The organism is Arcobacter lacus (assembly GCF_003063295.1).
In the GTDB taxonomy this organism is placed as follows: domain Bacteria; phylum Campylobacterota; class Campylobacteria; order Campylobacterales; family Arcobacteraceae; genus Aliarcobacter; species Aliarcobacter lacus.
On sequence record NZ_MUXF01000008.1, the window covers coordinates 12,543 to 32,669 of the forward strand.

At 28.2% G+C, this 20,127-nt stretch carries 29 protein-coding genes; all 29 read left to right on the forward strand.

The window, feature by feature from the left end:
• Positions 1-19: 19 nt before the first annotated feature.
• Positions 20-1,225 carry an anti-CBASS protein Acb1 family protein gene (locus tag B0175_RS05095; RefSeq protein ID WP_108527576.1) on the forward strand — a complete coding sequence of 402 codons (1,206 nt, stop codon included), beginning with the start codon at positions 20-22 and terminating at the stop codon, positions 1,223-1,225.
• A 4-nt stretch (positions 1,226-1,229) separates the two neighbouring features.
• Entirely contained in the window at positions 1,230-2,081 is an 852-nt protein-coding gene (locus B0175_RS05100; protein ID WP_108527577.1) for a hypothetical protein, read from the forward strand.
• Between the two features lie 9 nt (positions 2,082-2,090).
• The gene (locus B0175_RS05105; RefSeq protein WP_108527578.1) at positions 2,091-3,221 is read left to right on the forward strand and encodes a DUF2213 domain-containing protein; all 1,131 of its coding nucleotides are present in this window, start codon (positions 2,091-2,093) and stop codon (positions 3,219-3,221) included.
• Positions 3,221-3,700, forward strand: a complete 480-nt coding sequence (locus B0175_RS05110; RefSeq protein WP_108527579.1) for a hypothetical protein — start codon at positions 3,221-3,223, stop codon at positions 3,698-3,700. Before B0175_RS05105 ends, B0175_RS05110 begins: the two co-directional genes overlap by 1 nt.
• A 14-nt stretch (positions 3,701-3,714) precedes the next feature.
• Entirely contained in the window at positions 3,715-4,656 is a 942-nt protein-coding gene (locus B0175_RS05115; protein ID WP_108527580.1) for a major capsid family protein, read from the forward strand.
• Between the two features lie 8 nt (positions 4,657-4,664).
• Complete coding sequence (locus tag B0175_RS05120) at positions 4,665-4,982, forward strand: Rho termination factor N-terminal domain-containing protein (protein WP_108527581.1); 318 nt, start codon at positions 4,665-4,667, stop codon at positions 4,980-4,982.
• Between the two features lie 51 nt (positions 4,983-5,033).
• The gene (locus B0175_RS05125) at positions 5,034-5,408 is read left to right on the forward strand and encodes a DUF4054 domain-containing protein (protein WP_108527582.1); all 375 of its coding nucleotides are present in this window, start codon (positions 5,034-5,036) and stop codon (positions 5,406-5,408) included.
• On the forward strand, positions 5,405-5,902 hold the full coding sequence (locus B0175_RS05130) for a hypothetical protein (RefSeq protein ID WP_108527583.1): 498 nt from the start codon (positions 5,405-5,407) through the stop codon (positions 5,900-5,902). Before B0175_RS05125 ends, B0175_RS05130 begins: the two co-directional genes overlap by 4 nt.
• Positions 5,899-6,222, forward strand: coding sequence for a hypothetical protein (locus tag B0175_RS05135; RefSeq protein ID WP_108527584.1), 324 nt, complete (start codon positions 5,899-5,901; stop codon positions 6,220-6,222). The genes B0175_RS05130 and B0175_RS05135 overlap by 4 nt, the downstream gene beginning before the upstream one ends.
• Positions 6,219-6,722 (forward strand): phage neck terminator protein, encoded by a 504-nt coding sequence (locus tag B0175_RS05140; RefSeq protein ID WP_108527585.1) that lies wholly within the window; start codon positions 6,219-6,221, stop codon positions 6,720-6,722. The genes B0175_RS05135 and B0175_RS05140 overlap by 4 nt, the downstream gene beginning before the upstream one ends.
• Before the next feature lie 3 nt (positions 6,723-6,725).
• The gene (locus B0175_RS05145) at positions 6,726-8,252 is read left to right on the forward strand and encodes a DUF3383 family protein (protein WP_108527586.1); all 1,527 of its coding nucleotides are present in this window, start codon (positions 6,726-6,728) and stop codon (positions 8,250-8,252) included.
• A gap of 11 nt (positions 8,253-8,263) precedes the next feature.
• Positions 8,264-8,710, forward strand: coding sequence for a hypothetical protein (locus B0175_RS05150; protein ID WP_108527587.1), 447 nt, complete (start codon positions 8,264-8,266; stop codon positions 8,708-8,710).
• On the forward strand, positions 8,710-9,093 hold the full coding sequence (locus tag B0175_RS05155) for a hypothetical protein (protein ID WP_108527588.1): 384 nt from the start codon (positions 8,710-8,712) through the stop codon (positions 9,091-9,093). The genes B0175_RS05150 and B0175_RS05155 overlap by 1 nt, the downstream gene beginning before the upstream one ends.
• Positions 9,094-9,176: 83 nt before the next feature.
• Positions 9,177-9,311, forward strand: coding sequence for a hypothetical protein (locus B0175_RS11355; RefSeq protein WP_260912732.1), 135 nt, complete (start codon positions 9,177-9,179; stop codon positions 9,309-9,311).
• Positions 9,312-9,346: 35 nt separating this feature from the next.
• Entirely contained in the window at positions 9,347-10,921 is a 1,575-nt protein-coding gene (locus tag B0175_RS05160) for a phage tail tape measure protein (protein ID WP_108527589.1), read from the forward strand.
• Complete coding sequence (locus tag B0175_RS05165) at positions 10,921-11,724, forward strand: phage baseplate protein (RefSeq protein ID WP_108527590.1); 804 nt, start codon at positions 10,921-10,923, stop codon at positions 11,722-11,724. The genes B0175_RS05160 and B0175_RS05165 overlap by 1 nt, the downstream gene beginning before the upstream one ends.
• Entirely contained in the window at positions 11,724-12,044 is a 321-nt protein-coding gene (locus tag B0175_RS05170; RefSeq protein WP_108527591.1) for a phage baseplate plug family protein, read from the forward strand. Before B0175_RS05165 ends, B0175_RS05170 begins: the two co-directional genes overlap by 1 nt.
• Positions 12,034-12,927 carry a baseplate hub protein gene (locus tag B0175_RS05175; RefSeq protein ID WP_108527592.1) on the forward strand — a complete coding sequence of 298 codons (894 nt, stop codon included), beginning with the start codon at positions 12,034-12,036 and terminating at the stop codon, positions 12,925-12,927. Before B0175_RS05170 ends, B0175_RS05175 begins: the two co-directional genes overlap by 11 nt.
• Complete coding sequence (locus tag B0175_RS05180) at positions 12,924-13,559, forward strand: Gp138 family membrane-puncturing spike protein (protein ID WP_108527593.1); 636 nt, start codon at positions 12,924-12,926, stop codon at positions 13,557-13,559. The genes B0175_RS05175 and B0175_RS05180 overlap by 4 nt, the downstream gene beginning before the upstream one ends.
• Positions 13,556-13,906 carry a hypothetical protein gene (locus B0175_RS05185; protein WP_108527594.1) on the forward strand — a complete coding sequence of 117 codons (351 nt, stop codon included), beginning with the start codon at positions 13,556-13,558 and terminating at the stop codon, positions 13,904-13,906. Before B0175_RS05180 ends, B0175_RS05185 begins: the two co-directional genes overlap by 4 nt.
• Positions 13,907-15,076 (forward strand): baseplate J/gp47 family protein, encoded by a 1,170-nt coding sequence (locus B0175_RS05190; RefSeq protein WP_108527595.1) that lies wholly within the window; start codon positions 13,907-13,909, stop codon positions 15,074-15,076.
• The gene (locus B0175_RS05195; RefSeq protein WP_108527596.1) at positions 15,076-15,792 is read left to right on the forward strand and encodes a DUF2612 domain-containing protein; all 717 of its coding nucleotides are present in this window, start codon (positions 15,076-15,078) and stop codon (positions 15,790-15,792) included. Before B0175_RS05190 ends, B0175_RS05195 begins: the two co-directional genes overlap by 1 nt.
• Positions 15,793-15,805: 13 nt before the next feature.
• Positions 15,806-17,704 (forward strand): hypothetical protein, encoded by a 1,899-nt coding sequence (locus B0175_RS05200; RefSeq protein ID WP_108527597.1) that lies wholly within the window; start codon positions 15,806-15,808, stop codon positions 17,702-17,704.
• Between the two features lie 12 nt (positions 17,705-17,716).
• The gene (locus B0175_RS05205; RefSeq protein WP_108527598.1) at positions 17,717-18,253 is read left to right on the forward strand and encodes a hypothetical protein; all 537 of its coding nucleotides are present in this window, start codon (positions 17,717-17,719) and stop codon (positions 18,251-18,253) included.
• The gene (locus B0175_RS05210) at positions 18,250-18,696 is read left to right on the forward strand and encodes a phage holin family protein (protein ID WP_108527599.1); all 447 of its coding nucleotides are present in this window, start codon (positions 18,250-18,252) and stop codon (positions 18,694-18,696) included. Before B0175_RS05205 ends, B0175_RS05210 begins: the two co-directional genes overlap by 4 nt.
• Positions 18,697-19,068 (forward strand): hypothetical protein, encoded by a 372-nt coding sequence (locus tag B0175_RS05215; RefSeq protein WP_108527600.1) that lies wholly within the window; start codon positions 18,697-18,699, stop codon positions 19,066-19,068.
• A complete protein-coding gene (locus B0175_RS05220; RefSeq protein ID WP_146175183.1) occupies positions 19,019-19,258 on the forward strand; it encodes a hypothetical protein in 240 nt (79 codons plus the stop codon). The genes B0175_RS05215 and B0175_RS05220 overlap by 50 nt, the downstream gene beginning before the upstream one ends.
• Before the next feature lie 48 nt (positions 19,259-19,306).
• Complete coding sequence (locus B0175_RS05225) at positions 19,307-19,522, forward strand: hypothetical protein (protein ID WP_108527602.1); 216 nt, start codon at positions 19,307-19,309, stop codon at positions 19,520-19,522.
• Complete coding sequence (locus B0175_RS05230; RefSeq protein ID WP_108527603.1) at positions 19,523-20,083, forward strand: transglycosylase SLT domain-containing protein; 561 nt, start codon at positions 19,523-19,525, stop codon at positions 20,081-20,083.
• Positions 20,084-20,127 lie beyond the last annotated feature (44 nt).

A 20,127-nucleotide genomic window follows, 5' to 3' on the forward strand; every position in this document is an offset into this window, starting at 1 on the left:
AAAATCAAAAAGGCTTTTAATGAATTTTAGCTTTAAAGATGGTCTAAAATCTCTTACTAATTTACTTGCTAATAATAGAAGTGGAGTGAATAATAATAAACTCTTTTCAACTGCGGTATCTAATGATGAATTAAACTCTATTTATAAACTTGGTATTGGTAGAAAAATAACTAATATTAAATCATCAAATATCTTTAAAGAGGGATTTAGTGCAGAGGGTGAAGCTGGAGCAGAGACCCTAAAATTTATTGATAAAAAACTTCTAAAAGAATTAAAAAAAGCTTCTGAGTATATGATGGCATTCGGTCGTGGTGTAATTGTGATTATAGATAAAAATGCTAATGACCCATTACAACCTATGAAATCAGTTAATTTACAAACTGTTAGATTTAAAGCTTTTAGTGGTGCAAAAGTAACTGTACAGATAAATAGTTCTTTGAATGAACTTGATGAAAGATACAACGAACCAGAATATTATCGAATTGGTACACAAGTAATACATCATAGTAGAGTAATGGATTTTCAATATTATCAACCAGTAGAAGATGATAAAAGTTCATATAATTATGGTGGGATAAGTGAATTTGAACTTATTTATTCTCAACTTATAAATGATAGTGTAATTGAAAGAGCAATCCCTACACTTGTAGAAAAAATCTCGACTATGTTTTATAAGATAAAAGACTTTAAGTCTAAACTACAACAAAAACAAGAAAAACATTTAGTTGATTATTTTCATAGGTTAGAAAATTTAAGGTCAATTTATGGTGCTGGATTACTTGATGCAGAAGATGATACTAAAACAGAGACACAAAATTTAAGTGGATTAGATAGTGTTGATACTATTACTTTAAGAAGATTATCTTTAGTAACTGGAATACCTTTAAGCTGGTTAGTTGGTGAGAATGTAAAAGGGTTAAACTCATCAGGAAAAACAGAAGAGACAATATTTTGGAGCATGGTTAAAAATCTAGGAAATGATTTTATTTTACCAGTTCTAAATCAAAAATTAGAATTTATGGGATTAACTGTTGTTTGGTTTAATGAACAATATCAAAGCACACCAACAGAAAAAGCAGATTATGAAACAAAGGTTTTTACTAATGCTTTATTGGTTCAACAATTAGGATTAGATGATATTGCATATATAAAAGATAGAGGTGTAGAAATAGATGTAAAGAAAAGCTTTGATGAAATATTTAATGAAGATGGAATTGAAGAGTAATTAAATGAACTTTGATTTAAAAGCATATCTCAAGCAAACTACAAAAAGAAAAACTTATGAAATAAAAGCATATAGACATACTGATAATTTTGAAGCAGAACTTGAAAACTTTTTACATTTTATGAATGACAAAATAGCAGAAAGATATAAAAATCAAGTCTTAAATAAATTAAATGTTTCAACAATTAATAAATTCCAAGATGCACAAGTTGGAAATTTTGCAGTTATATTTAAAGTGTTATCAAAAGTAGCTTTAAGAATGCTATTGAAACAATTCTCAAATAAAAGATTAGAAAAATACATCAAAGCATTATATTTAAAAGTAAACATAGCTAATCAATCAAATATTTATAAAGCTATTGAAAAAGATATTGGAATAAATATAAAAGATGTCATTAAAACAGATGGCTTAAATAGTTTTGTAAATGCAAATAGTTTAAAAACACTTTTACAAATACAAGCTACAAGAGATAAAGCAATTGAAGATATGAGTAATAATCTTCTTAGACTAATGACAATGGGTCAAAGCTTAGACACTCTTTATGAAGAAGTTGAAAATATAACTGGTAAAAATAAAAATAAATCTATTTTGGTAGCTAGACAAGAACTAACAGTTTTTAATTCTCAACTAAATAAAAAAAGAGCAGCCAATCTTGGATTTAATCAAAGGAAATGGAATGCAGTTGGTGGAGATAGTGGAAATAAAAGAACTAGAAAATGTCACACAGCAAGAAATGGAAAATTTTATCCAGTTGATGGAAAGCTTTATAGTTCTTGTGACGGAAAATCAATCGAAGTAGGCGAGGAAATTAATTGCAGATGTTGGGATACTTTTGTTATGGATTTAGAAGATTAGGAGTAATAGATGTTTCAAATTAAAAAAGAAGATGGATTATATTTTGTTTACAAAGATAGTCAAAAAATATCAATTGGTTTTAAAGATGAGGGAATGGCTCAAAAAGAAGTTTTAAATCTAAGTAAAGATTGTCCTTGTCCTTTTAAAGACAAAATGTTTACGCAAGAGGTATCTTTTATTGATAGTTTAAATACAGAAAAAAGAACTGTTATATCTATTAGAGATGGGGTTCAAGAATATTTGGGCTTAGAGTTAGGTTTAGAACCATTCGATAAAGTATTTAAAATATATAGAAGTCCTGAAACTATAAGAGAGTTAAAAGATAAATTGGTTGGTATTCCATTAATTGAAAATCATATTGAGCCAAAAGGTGATATAGACGAATCTTTAAAAAAAGGAAATATTTTAAATAGTGAAGAAATTGAAAATATTGATAATAGTTTAGATTCAACATTAGCAATAAGAAACGAAATAACACTATTTAAAGATAAGTTAGAATTTAACCATAAGCAATTATCACTAGGATATACAGCAAAAACAGTTCCAAGTGCAGAGTATGATTTTGAACAATTAAATATTAATCCTCATCATTTAGGAATAGTTGAAGCTGGTCGTTGTGGTGGTGTTTGTAAATTTAAAGACGAAAAAGGAGTTAAACCTATGGACTTAAATGAGTTGTTAGCAAAACTAAAAGAAGCTTTAGTAAATGCGAGTGATGCTGATAAGGCTATGATTCTTGAAGCAATGGATAGCATTATTCCTAAAGTTGCAAAGAGTGATCCAGTAGAAATGGAAAAAAAGTTTGAAGATGCTAAAAAAATAGCTGGTGATGATGCAATTAAAAAATTTATGGATAGTCAAGTTTATAAAGATGCAATGCTTCATTATGGAAATGATAGAGCATCTATTATTGGAAAAGCTAAAAATTTCTTAGATGAAAAATATGATTTTAAAACAAAATCAAATGAAACTATCATGTCCGATGTTATCAAAGCTGAATATCCAACTGAAAGTTTTAAAGATGCAGAAATTGGTGTCGCTTTTAAATTATTAAAAGAAAGAGAACAACAAGTTTCAACTATTGAATTTAAAGATTCAAAAGATGAGATTATTAAAGCATTTGATAAGGAGATAAAATAATGGCGTTTGCATCTTATGATTATGCACAAATTGGAAATGTTGATGCTGGTGTTATTAATCAAACTTTACCGGCAAAAATAAGCACATATACAGCTAATTACAATGCACCACTTAAAACTGGTAAATTTTCAATTATTAAAACTGGTAACTTAGCGAATATGGATAAAAGTGCAACTCCAGTTGTTGCTGGATTAGTTTTACAAAGTGTAGTTAATGCTATTGAGAGTGGTGAAACTTTTGTAAAAACTGGTGATGGTGCAGTTTATCAACTTGATGTTTTAGAGTGGGGATTAGGAACAGTTGATGTTAAAGCTGGAGATACTCCTACTAAATTTGGAAAAATTTATGCAGTTAATAGTGGTTCAGTTGATGCAGATTTAGGAAAAGCTACAACAACAGCAACTGATAATGTAGAGGTAAAAGGTTATTTCAATAGAGAAATTAAAGCTGGTGTTTGGGAAGTATTTATCCAACTATAAAAAAGAGGTAAAAAATGAAATTAAAAAATTTAATAGATATGAATTCTTTAGTTGCACACTTAGAAGTTGCAAAAACTTTTAAAGATGCAAAAGGGATTTTATTGGCTCAAAGTCTTACACATTTAGACCCTAGAGTATTTGTAAAGCTATATCCTGAAAATGTATTTCTAAATAGTGGTTTAACTATCGACAATACAGGTGGACTTGCTGACACAATTAAGAAAAAAAGAGTATCTGCTAAAGGTAGTTTTAATGATGTAAATAACAGAGGAACAAATAAAGGGCTTATTTCTTTAGATGGAGAAACTGACTCAATTGCTGTAATTGGAAGAGAAGCAACAATCAACTATACAGATGATGAAATTGAGAAAGCTAAATTAGAAAATTATAATTTAGTTGAAAGATTACTTGGTGGTGTTGATGAAGTTTATAGAAAAGAAATTGATGAGATTTTAGCAGTTGGAAACTCTTTAAATAAAGGGCTTTTAAATTATGCTGGATTTACCACTGATAGTTCTGCTGCAATTACAACTCTAACTGGTGAACAAGCTTATGATGCTATTGCTTCACTTATTACAGACCAATGGAATGGTGTTAATAATACTAATGGATATATGGCTGATAGAGTAATGTTACCAACAACTGTTATGAATTGGTTAGCATCGCAAAAATGGAAATCACAAACAAGTGATAAAACAGTTTTAACAGTTTTGAAAGAAGCATTCCCTAACGTTACATTCTTAAATTCTTGGAGAGCAAACAATGTAAATGGTACTTCTGTAACTACTGCATACTCTACAAATGAGAATGCTATCTTGGTAAGAATACCACAACCTCTAATTATTGGTAAAACTGTTCCAGAGGGTAGTTTTGGATATAGAGCAGATGCAAAATATAGAATTGCTGGTATTGATGTTGCTGAAAATAAAGCTGGAAGACATTTAACTGGATTATAGGAGTAAATATGCCAAAAGAAGAATTAGAAGCTTTAACAGTTGAAGAACTGAAAGCAAAATGTAAAGAGTTAGGGTTAGAGGGATATTCAAATCTTAAAAAAGATGATTTAATCTCTCTTATATTAGGTGATGATGGTAAAAATCCAAAAGAAGAATTAGAAGAAGATAATGAAGAAGAAATCTTTACATTAAATGCTTTAAGATGTTGCAAAACTGAAACAAAAGGTGAAGTATTAGGAAAATTTGAGATATCTAAGACTGATTTTGAAGCAGACAAGAAAATCCAGAGATTTATTGAAATTGGATTTATTGTAGAAGCAGATTGATTTTATAGTGTCCTCTTTTCAGAGGGCATTATTAAGATTAAAGGATTTTAAATGGCAATGATTGATGACTTTAAAGCTAAATTTCCAATGATACCAGCTGAAACTGTTGATAAGTATTTTCCAATGTTTGAGACCACTTACAGATGCTATTATGGTGCAGAGTATGGAAGTAATGCTTGTGATGATGAAGCTATTTTATATTTAATTGCACATTTAATAACAATTAGTATTCAATCATCTTTAAATGGAGCAAGTCCAACTTTTTCTGTTGCAAGTGAAAGTGTTGATGGTGTATCTACTTCTTACTTTATGGGTAATGGAAATACTTCTTTAAATGATAGTTTTTTTCTATCTACAATTTACGGGCAAATATATCTACAATTAATTTCTAAAAATTATGGGAATCAGAAAGAGTCTTTTGTATGAAAAAAAATGATTTAACACTTTTACAAAATATCATTAAACAAACAAAATTGGCTCTCAATAATGAAGTACATATTGGTGTTCCAAAAGATGTAGGAGAATATAAAAATGGTCAAAAAATAGTCGAAGTTGGTATAAGACACGAATATGGATTAGGTGTACCAAGAAGAAGTTTTTTAAGAATGCCATTTATTGTAAAACAAGCTGAAATCAATAAACAAATAAATATTAGTTGGGAAAAAATAATATCAGGGAAAAGTACAGCTATTAAAGAATTAGGAGAATTAGGAGTATTAGGACAAAATATTTCTAAAGAAGCTTTTGCAACGGGTGGTTTTGGAAAATGGGAAAAATTAAGCCCAATAACTATTAACGGTGGGTGGATAAGACATAAGAATGGAAAATCTTTTAAAATAAATGGAAAAGGAAGTAATGAAATACTTATTGATAAAGCAAAGCTTGTTCAATCTGTAACTAATTGGGTGGTAGCAAAATGATACCAAATATGGCAAAAACAGTTTTAAAAAAATCTATTCCTTTGACTATAAAAAGAGTAGTAAAAACAATTGTAAAAGGTCGCCCAGTTGAAACAATAACAGATATTAAAATTATGGGTTTTCTAAAACCTATACCTCAAGACAAGATAGTAAAAGACAAGATAGACTATAACTTGGAATATGTTCATTATGTTGGAATAAATGAAGTAAAGATTAGTGATTTAATTAATTGGAATAATAAAAATTATAGATGCTATTCTAAAGCTGATTATTCGACTTATGGATTTTATAAAGCTGATTTAGAAGAGGTAAAAGAATGATTTTAGAAGAGTATGAAAATGATGTTTTACTTAGCCTTTATGAAGTTGTAAAAGATACTTTGAATTATGATGAAGAATTACTTTTAATTGGTAGAGAAAATGCCACACAAGATACTTTTACAAAAAATTATATAGTTCTTGATACTTTAGCAAGTAATCCAGTTTCACAACCTTTAAAAAAATATGATGATATTGATGAAATTGAATATTGGCATACTAATATGGTAGGTACTTTTACTCTTGAATTTTACGGAACTAAAGCAATAATAAATTATATAAATTTTTTAAATTTAATAAATAGTCAAGAATGTAGAGATAGTCAAAAAAAGAATGAGATTATACTATTTACTCCAAAAAGTACAAACAATTTAAAGATGCAAACTCAGTCAAAATTTTACGAAAGATATGAGGTTGAAGTCGTTATACAATATGTCATTAAAACAGCTGTTGAAAGATTAAGGATTGATACAGCTGATATAAATTATTTGATTGAGAGGTAAATAATGGCAGCAGTTAATCAAGATATACCATTAGGTAGAGTAATAAATGTTTCAATTGAGGGTGTTCCTGTTGGTTTAGCTAGAACAAATATGAATATTGTCTGTTTAATGACAAGCGATAAAAGTTTTCTAAATAGCAATAAAAGAACAGTTTCATATACAGAGTTAAGCGGTGTAGCTGATGATTTCGGAAGTTTTTCAAGAGTTTATCAATTAGCTAAAAGAATATTTACAAATGCAAATCCAATAAATAAAGGAAATGGATATCTTGTTATTGGATATTGGAGAGCAGTTGATGAAATCTTAGAAGCAACAAAAGGATATTTAAAAAGTGCAGAACTAAGCGAAGATGTTGTTGTAAGTACTTTACAAACTATTAAAGATGGTAGTTTTACAATTAATGTCAATGATGCAGAAACTCCACTAACTGTTACAAATATTAATTTTACATCTTGTACAAGTTTATCTGATATTGTTGCTTTACTTGGTACTAAAATTACTGGTGCAACAGTAACAAAAAATGGTTTAAATCAAATTATTATTACAAGTAATTTAACTGGAACATCTTCAACAGTATCATTTATGAGTGATGCATCAACTGGAACTGGAATTGCTGATGTTCTTTGTTTAAGTAATGGAAGTGGTGCAATTTCTGTTAATGGAAAAGCAAGTGAAACTTTAGATGGAGAAAGTAAAGAACAAGCATTAATCGAGGTATCAAAAGAAGAACCTATCAGAGGTGTTGTTTTTATTGATAAGCCTACTTCAAATGAGGCTAAAGCATTATCTACTTGGGGTATTGCAAATGATTGTTTAGTTTATGATGTGTTTAGTGATGAAACTAATTTTACTTTAGATTCTGAAAATAACTTTGTATGGTTTAATAAGTTAAGTGGTGGAGTAAATTATCGAACATTATTTGATAAACAAGCTGATAGAGGTTTAGCAGTTGGTTATATGGCTAAAATGCATACTGTAAATTTTGAAGCAACAAATACAGCTTTAACAATGAACTTAAAAGAATTACAAGGATGCTTACCATCTAAATATTCAGATAGTGAATTAAATTCTGCTCAAAAAGTAGGATTAGATTTATACGGAACATTTGGGAGTTTACCTCGTACATATACAAGTGGTGCAAATGATTTTACAGATAATGTTTACAATGTTATTGCAGTTAAAAGATTTGTTCAAATTGATGTATTTAATGTGTTGCAAGGTACTCCTACAAAATTGGCACAAACTGATGAAGATATGCAAAAATTAATAGAAGCAATAGAAAGAACATTATCTTTATTTGTTAGTGCTGGAGTTATTGCTCCAGGCAAATGGAACTCAACTTATGATTTTGGTAATCCTGAGGTATTTAGAAGAAATATCGAAACTGTTGGTTACTATGTTTATGCTAAGCCTATGAGTGAACAAGCACAAAGCGCAAGAGAACAAAGAAAAGCACCAGCAATTCAAGTAGCTTTTAAAATGGCTGGAGCAATCCACACAGCAGATATTGCAATAGTATTTGAAAGATAAGGAGTAAATATATGGGAAAAGCAATTATTTTAAATGGTGATGCTACAACAATGCAGTTAAGAATAGGAAATGATAACTTAACTGTTGATGACTTAGTAGCTGGTGATACTATCACTATAACACCAGTTAATGCAGAAACGACAAGAACTTATGGTGCTGGTAATAGTGTAAATATACAAAGACATACAGCTAAAGATGTTCATACGATAGTATTTAGAGTTCAAAAGCTTAATACTACTGATAAAGCTTTAACTAACTACATGAATGCAAAAACTTTATCACAAGTAATTGGGGGAAGTGTAAAAACTATTTACTTTGAAGATGGTGAACAGATGATTGAGAACTATAAGATTAGTGGCGGTAGTATAACAACAAAACCGACTGATACAAAAAATAATACAGATGGAAATAACTCAATGGAATATACTATTGAAGCATTTGTTGTAAGGTTGGCATAATGGATAAAACAGCTAATCTTGATTTAGAAAAAGAAAAAGCTTTTAATCAATTGGAAGAGTGGCATACTTCAAAAACTTTTTCAATAGGTGAGAAAGAATTTAGATTATCTCAATTAAATCATGAATTTAGAGTAAAAGTATATGCTCTTTATTCGCAAATTGAAACTCCTATGATTATAGGTAATTGGGGATTTTTAGAAGATGCTAAGTTTAAATCATTATTTAAAGAAGTAGAAAATAAAGTACTTTTTGAAGATATGCTTATTTCTAAAATTCCTAATTTTTGGGAAGATAATGAGGATATCTATTTAGATTTTATTCAAACTTCATTAAAGCTAATTTGCTATCCATTTTTTAGGAATAAAAAAAAAGTTATCAACTAACAACAACACCTAAGCAAGAGAACTATTTTAAAAAATATGTTTCCTCTTGCGAAATCTCACAACTTGAAATGACTTACTTCTCTTTGGTTAAAAAAGGTTATGGCTCTTTAAAAGAATTAAAACAATTAGATACAGATGAAATTATAAATATTATTGATTATGAAAATATGATGAATGATATTGAAAGCCTTGTATATGATGAAAGAACGAGTAATTAGCAAAAGATATAATAAAAACAAAAAAGGTTTTTTATATGGCTGTTACTGAATTAGTTAATAAAATAAGCTTTGTTGGTAGCTTACAACCTCTTGAAAGATTAAATGCTGGATTATCTACTTCTATTAAAGCTATTGGTTTATCATCAGTAGCTTATGGAACAATGGCAGTAGCTTTAAATTCATGGGTAGATAAAACGACAGAAGCTATTTATCAAACAACAAATTTATCAAAAGAATTGGGTGTTAATGTCGAATCTATGCAACAATGGGAATATGTTGCAAAAATGAATGGTTCAACAGCTGATGCATTACAATCTTCAATAGGTGGGCTAAGTGAAAGAATAGGAGAGTATGCGAAGTTTGATAGTGGAGAGGGTAAAGAAGTTTTTGAAAAGTTAGGAATATCAGTAAAAGATGCAGAGGGTAAAATAAAAAGTGCTGATGTAGTAATGCAAGATTTAGCTAAATCTATGCAAGGATTAAATGTTTCAGAACAAAGAAGTATTGTTGCTAAACTTGGAATTGATGAAAGTATGCTGCAAACTTTAAGATTAACAGATACTCAAATTAATCATTTAAAAGATAGTGCTAGTGCATGGGGATTAGTTACAGAAGAACAAGCAGAAGAATTAACAAAATATAAAAGAAGTTTAACAGATTTAGGATATGGATTTGATGCAGTTAAAACACAATTGGCTATTGCTCTTGCTCCAGCAATGAAAGAAGCTATTGATACTTTTAAAGAATTTTTTAAAGAAAATAGAGAGAGTATCCAAGAAGGGTTAAATAAAACTATTGATGTGATAATGTCTTTTGGTAGTGCATTGATTAATATTGGTGGGTTAATTTATGATGTAATTGATAATACGGTTGGTTTTAATAATGTTCTTCTAATTTTAGGGGCTAGACTATTGTATGTAAATAGAGCAATGTTTTTAAACCCTTTAGGATTATTTGTTGCTGGTGTTATTTTAGCTATTGGTGTAATTGGTGATTTAATTGTAGCTTTTAAAGGTGGCGAAAGTGTTATAGCTGATTTCTTTGCAAGTTTCAATATTGATATTGTAAAAGCTTTAACAGGTGCTTTTGATATATTAAAAGGAACATGGAATGGATTAATTGCAATTGCTTTAAAACTATCAGAAAGTGTATTAGCTTTATTTGCCATTTTAGAAAAAGGTGGTAAATTTGTAGGTTTAGATTTTGGATTAGGAATTGAAGAACAATATTTAAAAATTAAAGCATTAAGAGAAGAATATGAGAAGTTATCAAAAAACCAAATAAAAGGTGCTCTTGAAAATGGAATTAAAATTGATTCAACAAAAGGGATAGGAAGTGTTTTAGAAAAAAATTCAAATCCACTAAATTATAATGATTTAGGAAATGTACACTTACCACCAAATGTTCCTATACTAAAAGATAATGCACTTCTACCAAATAATATAGCAAATAATACTAACACGGCAACGACAAACAATAATACTCAGAACAATAACATTAAGATTGATGTAAAAAGTGATAATCCAACTATTGCGGGTCAAACTGTTGTTGATAGCTTAAATAAACAAATATCAAATGCAAATAAACAATTTGATGTTGGGGGTAGATAATGTTTGATAATTTCATAAAAAGTATTGAAGATTTTACAAAAAATCCATTTGGAACAACAAAACAAGAAGAAACACAAACTATTGGAATAGCTGGATATAAACTAGATGTTAGATTAAAAGAAAATCCAACATATACAACAGATATACCAGATAATTATGTAGAAGATGGTAGTTATGTAAATGACCATTTTGTAGATAAACCTTTAATTGTAACTTTAGAGGGTGAGGTTGCAGATTTACATTATCAAGAAATAAATACAAATTCTTTAATTGATAATTTATTAACTGATAAATATGCAGGAATAACTGAAAATTTATATCCAAATTATAGAAGTAATCAAACTTTACAAAGAATGAATAAGTTAATGGACGATGTAAGATATTCAGAAGTTACAGAGTTAGCGAATAAAACTGGTAATTTATATAATATTTTTGAGGGTGGAAGAGACAAGGAAACTCTTAATTTTATGGAATTTATTGAGAGATTACAAAATGCAAAAATGCCAGTTAAAATTGAGACTGCATCAAAAACTTATGAGAATATGGGATTAATATCTTTTGCTCCAGTTAGAGACCAAGTAACAAATACAGCAATTGGTTATCAAGCTACCTTTAAGCAAGTGAGATTTGCTAAAACTATTTTAGTTGAAGTTCAAAAGATGACAAAAAATCCAGCAAAAAGTGTAAAAAATAAAGTAGCACCTAAAAGCGATAAAGGAACTGTAAATGGTGAAAAAGTTCAAGACGCAAAAGCTAAAGAATTACTAAGTCCATTGGTTGCAGTAAAAAGGTTATTCCAATAATGCTAAAAATAAATATTGACCCTAATCCAAATCAGAGTTTTAATATACCTTATGAAAATGATATTGCTTATATTGAATTATCTTTTAGAAATCAAAGTTGGTATATGAATATTACTTATGGAGATAAAACAATAAATGGAATAAGACTATCTTCAAGAGTATTGCTGCTTAAAAACAATTTACCATTTGAACTATTTATTGATGATAAAGGATTAAATTTAGATCCTTTTGATTTGAATAGTTTTAGTGATAATTTTTTTGATTTTTACTTATTAGAAAGAGATGAAATTGCAGATATAAGAGGTTACGATGTTAGATAGATTTGGAAGAAATTATAGCTTAGAAATTATCACTTTAAATAACCAAAAGATTACAATTCAACCTGAGTTAAGAATAAGTTTTGACATAACAAAAAGTGTAAAAGGTAGTTTAAATAATGGAACTATTCAAATTTATAATTTATCTCAAACAAAAAGAGACCAAATTACAAAAGATGAGGATATAGTAGATAAAGATAAGGAAAAACAGAAAAAAGAAAAACCTAAAAATCCTGATGATAAAAGAACTTTACCAGCTGATTATATGCAGTTCGAATTAAAAGCTGGATATTCAAAAATTGAAACTATTTTTAAAGGTGCAATCTCAAAAGCCTTTAGTAAAAAACAAGGTGCTGAATTTATAACAACTATCGAAGCTTATGACGGACTTTATGATATGCAAAATAGCTACACTTCAAAAGTTGTTAAGGGTAATATCTCGGAGCAAGTGATAAAAGATATGCCAACAGTTAAAAAAGGCAAAATAACCGAACAAAATCCACTTTTAAGACCAAGAGTTTTGGTAGGGAATTCTTTTAAAATTTTGGAAGAAAATTTAACAGAAAATGAAACTTATTATGTAGATGATGGAGTATTACATATCATTAAAGATAAGGAAGTAACGAGCAGTTATATACCTTTAGTTAATAGTGAAACTGGACTTTTAGATACTCCTGAAAAAGCAGAGAAAGAAGTAAGATTTGAAACTATGATGAACCCACTTTTAAAAATAGGTTGTTTATTAAAACTTGAAAGTCTTTATGATAAACGATTTAATGGTATCTATAAAATCAATACAATACATTATACAGGCGATTATGGTGGTACAGATTGGAAACAAGAAGTTTTCTGTATTTCATGTAATGATTATAAGGTTATTAAATGATAAACAATAATAATGGGGCTTTAGATTTAGCAAGTACTATTGGATTAGGAATAATCCAAGCTTTAACAAATACTCATACTAATTTAATTGGTAAAGTTGTAAAAGTTAATAAAAAAACTATTGATGTACAGCCAGTTATTGCAAGAGAAGTAGATGGAGAAACAATTCCTCTTCCCGTTTTCCCTGATGTTCCAATTATAAATTTTTTAGGTGGAGATAGTTCTATTCAAATGCCTATTGCTATTGGTGATTATTGCCAATTATTTGTAAATGAAAGATGTTTGGATAGTTGGTACTTTGGAAACGATAATAAAAAACCATTAAGTCCAAGAATGTTTGATTATAGTGATTGTGTGGCTTTAGTTGGTCTAAAAAATAAAAATGGTGAACTTGAAATACCAGATAGAATTAAAATGACTGGTGATTGCTTACAAATTGGCGATTATGAACATCAAGGGAATAGAGAACAGCTTGGAAATTATACTTTAGAGGGAAATATTTCACAAGTTGGAGATCATGTAATAGATGGTGATATTCTTATTAATGGTAAGAGTTTATGGTCTTTTATGAATGAACATACTCATAGCGGTGTACAAAGTGGTGGAAGTAATACAGGAGTGCCAAACATATGAGAGTAAGAATGTTAGACAAAAACTGGGATTGGACTTTTGGTAATTCAAAAAACAATTATGTTAATAAAAAAGATGCTCTTAAACAAAATGTCGTTACTAGAATAAAATCTTGCAAAAATGATTGGTTTTTAGATAGTGAAGCAAATATTGATTGGTGGAATATTTTAGGAATAAAAAGTAATCAAGAAATAGTAAAAAATGAAGTTTATAATACGACTATTCAAACTTACGGAGTAATTTCAATAAAAAAAATTGATTTAATTGTTGATAGTGCAAATAGAAAAGCAACCATAAAAATAGAATTAAAAACAATATATGATGATATTACTTTAGAAGTAGGAGTATAAATGGAAATAAATCAAAATGGATTTAAAGCAGATAGTTTTATAGAAATTTTAACAAGATTATCTAATCAATTAAAAGGTATTTATGGACAAGATATTAATTTAGACCAAGATACACCAGACGGACAATTAGTCGGAATAAATACTACAATAATAGATGACTTACAAAGTTTAGGATTATATATTTATAACTCTATGGATCCTGATTTAGCTGAGGGTGTAAATTTAGATAAATTGCTTAAACTATTAGCTAGAACTAGAATACCAGCAACAAAGTCAACAGTTGATATTCAATTAGTGTTAAATAAAGATGTAACTATTCCAGCTACTTATACTATTAGTGATACAAATAATCAACAATGGCAAATATCTACTTCTCAAACTTTAACAGCTGGTACTCATCTTGTTACTTTTGAAAGTGTTGATTATGGAACAATTACTGCAGATATAAATACAATAAATCAACAAGTAACTATATTGACTGAAATAGATAGTTTAACAAATCCTAATCCAGCAGTTCCAGGAAGAGATGAGGAAAGCGACCAAATTTTAAGAGAAAGAAGAAATAAAATATTAGAAGTTAATGCTTATTCAACAATTGGCAGCATAGTTGGGAAGATATTAACTTTGGATAATGTTATTGATGTATGTCCTTATGAAAATAAAACAAAAATAGATGATGAAATAACAGGAGTTCCAGCAAATAGTTATTGGTTAATAGTAAAAGGTGGTGAGATAGACCAAATAGCAGAAGTAATAGCTAAAGATAAAACGGGTGGAACTGGATTAAAAGGTCAAATTGAATTTAATTATGTTGAAAATTTTGTAAGACAAGATGGGACCATAAGACCAATTATACATGAAGTAAATTTTGATAGACCTACTGAAAAAGACATCTATTTAAAATTTAATGTAAAAAGAAGAATACCTACTCAAAGCATAGATATAGAAAATATAAAAAATACTTTAGCTAATAAATCTTTTTATATTGCACAAAACATTACAGTAACAGAACTTTACGCAACAATATATAGTGCAAGTTCTAATTTTATAGCTACTGATTTACAAGTATCAAAAGACAATATAAGTTTTGTAGATAATCTTCTTATCGCTGGATATGATGAAGAATTTGTAATAAAACAAGAAAATATTGAGATAACGGAGATTTCATAATGTCTTTTATAGAAGAATATGAAAAGCTATTAATTTGGCAGTATCAAGATAAACCAAAAGCCAAAGAACATATAAGATTATTACTAACAGAATATAAAAATATATATGACTTATTAAATTCTATTCCTGATGCTTTTGATTTAGATAAGGCTGTTGGAAAACAACAAGATATTTTAGGAAAAATTTTAGGTATCAGTCGGAATGTTCCTTTTGCTGTACCTAAAAAATATTTTGGATTTGAAGACCAAGAAGATGCTTATGGATTTGATGATTTAGCTGAGGGTGTATTAGCTTATCCTTTTAGAGATTTAACAGAAAACGATTATACAAGTGGTCAATTAGATGATTATCAATTTAGATTATTTCTAAAAGCAAAGGCTATCAAGAATAATGTTAAAGCAAAAATGATTGATGATGATACAAGATTATCTTTACAAAATGCTATTGATTTTCTTTTTAGTAGTAAAGCTTATATAGTTGATAATAAAGATATGACTATGGATATATTTATCGATTTATCGTTTGATTTTAGTTTGATAAAATATATTCAAGAACTTGATTTATTGCCAAGACCTCAAGGTGTTGAATATAGATTTTTTCAAAGTTTTAGCAATGATAATACTTTCGGATTTGAAGATACACCAGATTCAAAACCTATGGGAGATTTTGATAATTTGGAAGTAGGCGGAGTTTTTGCTGATATTATAATAATTTAAAGGATTTTTTTAAATGAAATTTGAAAGACCTAATAGCAATATTGTACCTTTTGGAACGAATGCAAATGAAAATAAGAGATTTGCATTTGGTACAAATAATTATACAAATGATATAAATGAAAACTTAAATGATAATTTTAAGTTAGGTTGGGAAACTGTTGGAATAAATAGTAAACCACCAAGACAATGGTTTAATGGATTAGCTTATACTTCAACTTATCTAACTTCTTATTTATTTCAAACTGGTATTCCTGAATGGAATGAAAATCAAGAATATTATATAAATTCTATTACTAAAGGTAGTGATGGAAATTTATATCGTTCTTTGGTTGGTACAGAAGGTAGTCCAAATGTAAATAAAAATCCATTGACGGAGCCAAATTATTGGAAAAATGATAATCTTGAATTATATGAGGATAGTAAATTTTCAATAGGTTTTATGGATCATTTAACATCTTCACTTACAAAAACATCAAATAGTATTACATTAACATTTAACGCTGATACAAAAATATATAAATATGGTAAACCTTATTTATTTGAAGCTGGAGAAAGTATAACTTTTAGTACATCTAGTTTAAGTATTGGTATTGGATATTATATTATTTTAGATTTAGATACTAGAACTCTTTTTGCAAGAAGTGGAACTCCTAATTTTTCAGAAGACATTTTAGTGTCATGGATTTTATTAAATAGTTCTTCAAATATTATTTGGGCAAATGATGAAAGACACTTATGTTCTAGAAATGTTGAATGGCATAAAAATCATCATTTAGAAGTTGGTGCAAGTTGGTTAAGAGGTGGAAATCTAATATTTACAAAAGATACAGTAGGTGCAGTAAATATTGAAGTTAATACACCAGTTCTAATAGCTGATGAAGAATTATTTTATACAATAGAACATAACAATACACCAACTTTACCATTCCAGCAAAAACTACAAGGTCCTACTAACTACAATGTTTATTTTTTAGATAATAACCAAAATTACGATTTTACAAATAGTGGTAATGGAAGTTGTCCTTTTTTATATAGTGGAACATCTATAAAATACAATGATGCAATAAATGGTGGACTTGTTAATGCTTCTAATGAAAACTTTGTTTGTTATTGGCAACTATATACAACAGATTGGGAAAATCCTGTAAAAATGATTATAGGTAGAGTTTCACATTCAAATATATCAGATGCAGAAAAAGAAGTTTTTGAAGATTACGGATTAAATATGCCTGAAATAATAGGAGTTGCTAAAATAATTATTCAAAGTGATTCTAGCATAATAGGAAATCCACCTTTAAGAATTAGAGGAGTTTATTATCTAAGAAATGAGACTGTTCAGAGTTCTGCTTTAACTCCTACAAATCATAATAATTTAGCTGGAAGAAATGAGGCGGACCAACATCCTATAAGTTCTATTACAGGTCTTGAAGAAGCTTTATCAAATTTAGGTACTTTACCAATAGGACTACCTTTAGTTAGTTATGAAATTTATCCAAATTGTGTTGTTGCTTTTGGTGGTGAATTCAATAGAGCGGAGTATCCAAAATTGTGGGCTTGGTTACAAGGAAAAGAATTTTTAAAAACAGAGGCACAGTGGCAAGCTGAAGCAACTGCTAATGGTGGAATTTGTGGTTATTTTTCTAGTGGTAATGGTACAACAAATTTTAGAGTTCCAAAGTTAGATAAAGCATTCTTAAGACCAGATAGTAGAGGTGTTGCTAGTTATCAAGCTGATGAATTTAAGTCACATAGTCACGGATTACCTGGGAATATCTCAAATGGTACAACAGACGGAAGTGTTGATTGGAATACTGGTAGTACAACCTCGGCATATTATAATACAAGAACAGCAGGTGGAGCCGAGACAAGACCTAAAAATATTGCAGTTTTACCACTAATTGTTGCAAAATAAGGAGTTTAAAATATGAATAAAATTTATAAATACGATATTGAAACAAAAGAGCTTTTAGAAGAACTTAGAATAAATGAAGCTTATGGAACTAACCTACCATTTACAACAACTATTAAACCACTTGCCAAAAAAGATGGTTTTGCAGTTTCCTTTAACGGTACAAAATGGGAATATGTAGAAGATAATAGAAATGCTGTTGTTTATAATAAAGAAACGAAACAAGAGTCTAAAATCGACTACTTAGGAAAAATCAAAGATGATGTAACTATATCAAAGCCAGAGCAATTTGATAAGTGGGATAATGAAACTAATAGTTGGGTATGCGATGAAGTTGAAAAAGAAAATGATAGAGTTCAAAATATCAACTCTTACACTCAAAACTATATCACAAAAAAATATCCACTTGAAAAACAATCAAGTGCCAATTTAGGAATATATGGTGAAGAGTACAAAAACGAAATGATTTTATTTATTTCTAATGTAATAGAGAAATCAAATTTAGCTATTGCAAATGGTATTAGTTTAGAAGATTTTAAAGAGTCGCTATGAATATGCAAAATATAAATGATATATCAGTTCTATTAAAAATATATTTTTCAATATTTTATTCTTACATATTGATTTCTCTTGATTATGCGGGAATACCTGAAAAGACTTTTGTTGTTTTATGTATTTTAATGACAGTTGATATATTTACGGGAATTTGGAAAGGCTATATATTAAAAGAACTTTCATCATCACCTATAACAACAGGTATTATAAAAAAGTCTGGATTGTTGATTGCTCTTTATATGATTTTTTTAGGTGTTTCAGTTGTATCTGAATTAAATTTTATAGGAAATTTATTCGTTGGAATGTTTATATTAGCTGAATTGATTAGTATTGTAGGAAATATCGTTGCTATTAGAGAGAAATATAAAATTTCAGAACATGACGCCCTGCTACAAGTTAGTGAAGTTTTAAAAGATTTATTCAAAAAAAGGGGAAAATAGATGATAAATGATTTATTTGAGAAATACAAATTAGTTTTATTTGTAGGATTAATGTCAATTTTATTATCTACAATTTTAGGCTTATCATTATTCTTAAAATATCAAGATAAAAAGATAGTTAAGCTAGAAAATGAATTGAAAACTTGTATTTTAGAAAAGCAAAATGAAGAAACTAATAATCAAACTTTGCATAATGTAATTACAGATCTAAATAATCAAGCACTAAAAGACTCTATTGATTATGAAAAAAGATTAAAAAAGTTCAAAGATGAAAAAGATGAGATTTTAGGAATAAATTATAAAAATGTAAGGAGTGATGATTGTGAAGATATTAAACTTATTCTTGATGATATTCGTATTAATGGTTATTAGTGGTTGTTCAGACAAAGAAATATTATATGTTGATAGACCAGTTGAAAAAGTAGTAACTAAAAAATGTAACATTCCTGAGCCAAATGAATGTAAACCAAATAAACCGACTTATACAGAAGAAACTAATCAAATGAGATTATGTGTAAGAGAATATAAAAGATTAGTAGAAATTTGTCAAAATGAAAATTAGCCTAAATAATACAAGTTATAATATATAAAAACAAATAAAGGAATTTAAGTGAAAAATTTATTTAATAAATTAAATGTTTTTAATGTGGGAGCGGTTTTTTCTTTTTTTATTTGGGTATTTATTTTATTAAATGCACCATCAAAAAATATAATAAATCTAAATGAAGCTTTTAGTTATTTGGTTTGGCAAGAGTCTGTACATCTTTATTTAACTTTAACAATAATATTCTGTGGATTTGCAATTTTATACAAAAAAAGACAATAAATGAAACTAATATCACCAAATGAAGCAATAAAAATAGGATTAGATAAATATTTGGACCATTACAAAAAAGCGGTTCAAGAGTTTTGGCAGTTTGATAAAGTTATAAATAATATACCAATTGAACATTATTTTATTGCTCAAGCTGTTCAAGAGAGCAGATTTAATCCAAATGCAAAAAGTCCAGTTGGTGCTTTAGGTATTGCACAATTTATGCCTTTAACAGCCAAAGAAGTAGGGCAAGAACTAAAAGGTCATCAGTTGTTTAAAAATGGTTTTAATCCATTAAATGATATTCAATCAGTATATGCACAAGTTTACTACATGAATAAGCTTTTTAAAAGTTGGAAAGTCGAAAGAATAGCTTTAGAAAAATTTGAGTTAGCTTTAGCTTCATATAATGCTGGATTAGGAAATATCTTGAAAGCACAAAAATTAAGTGGTAACCAAAGAAAGTGGAATGATATTAAAAAGTATCTATCAAATATAACTGGAAGAAATAGTTTAGAAACTATTAATTATGTAGAATATATAAAAGGTTATGTTTTACAAGTAAAAAAATAGTGTGTCAAATTTGTGTCATATTTTTTATATGTAAATTTCAGAAA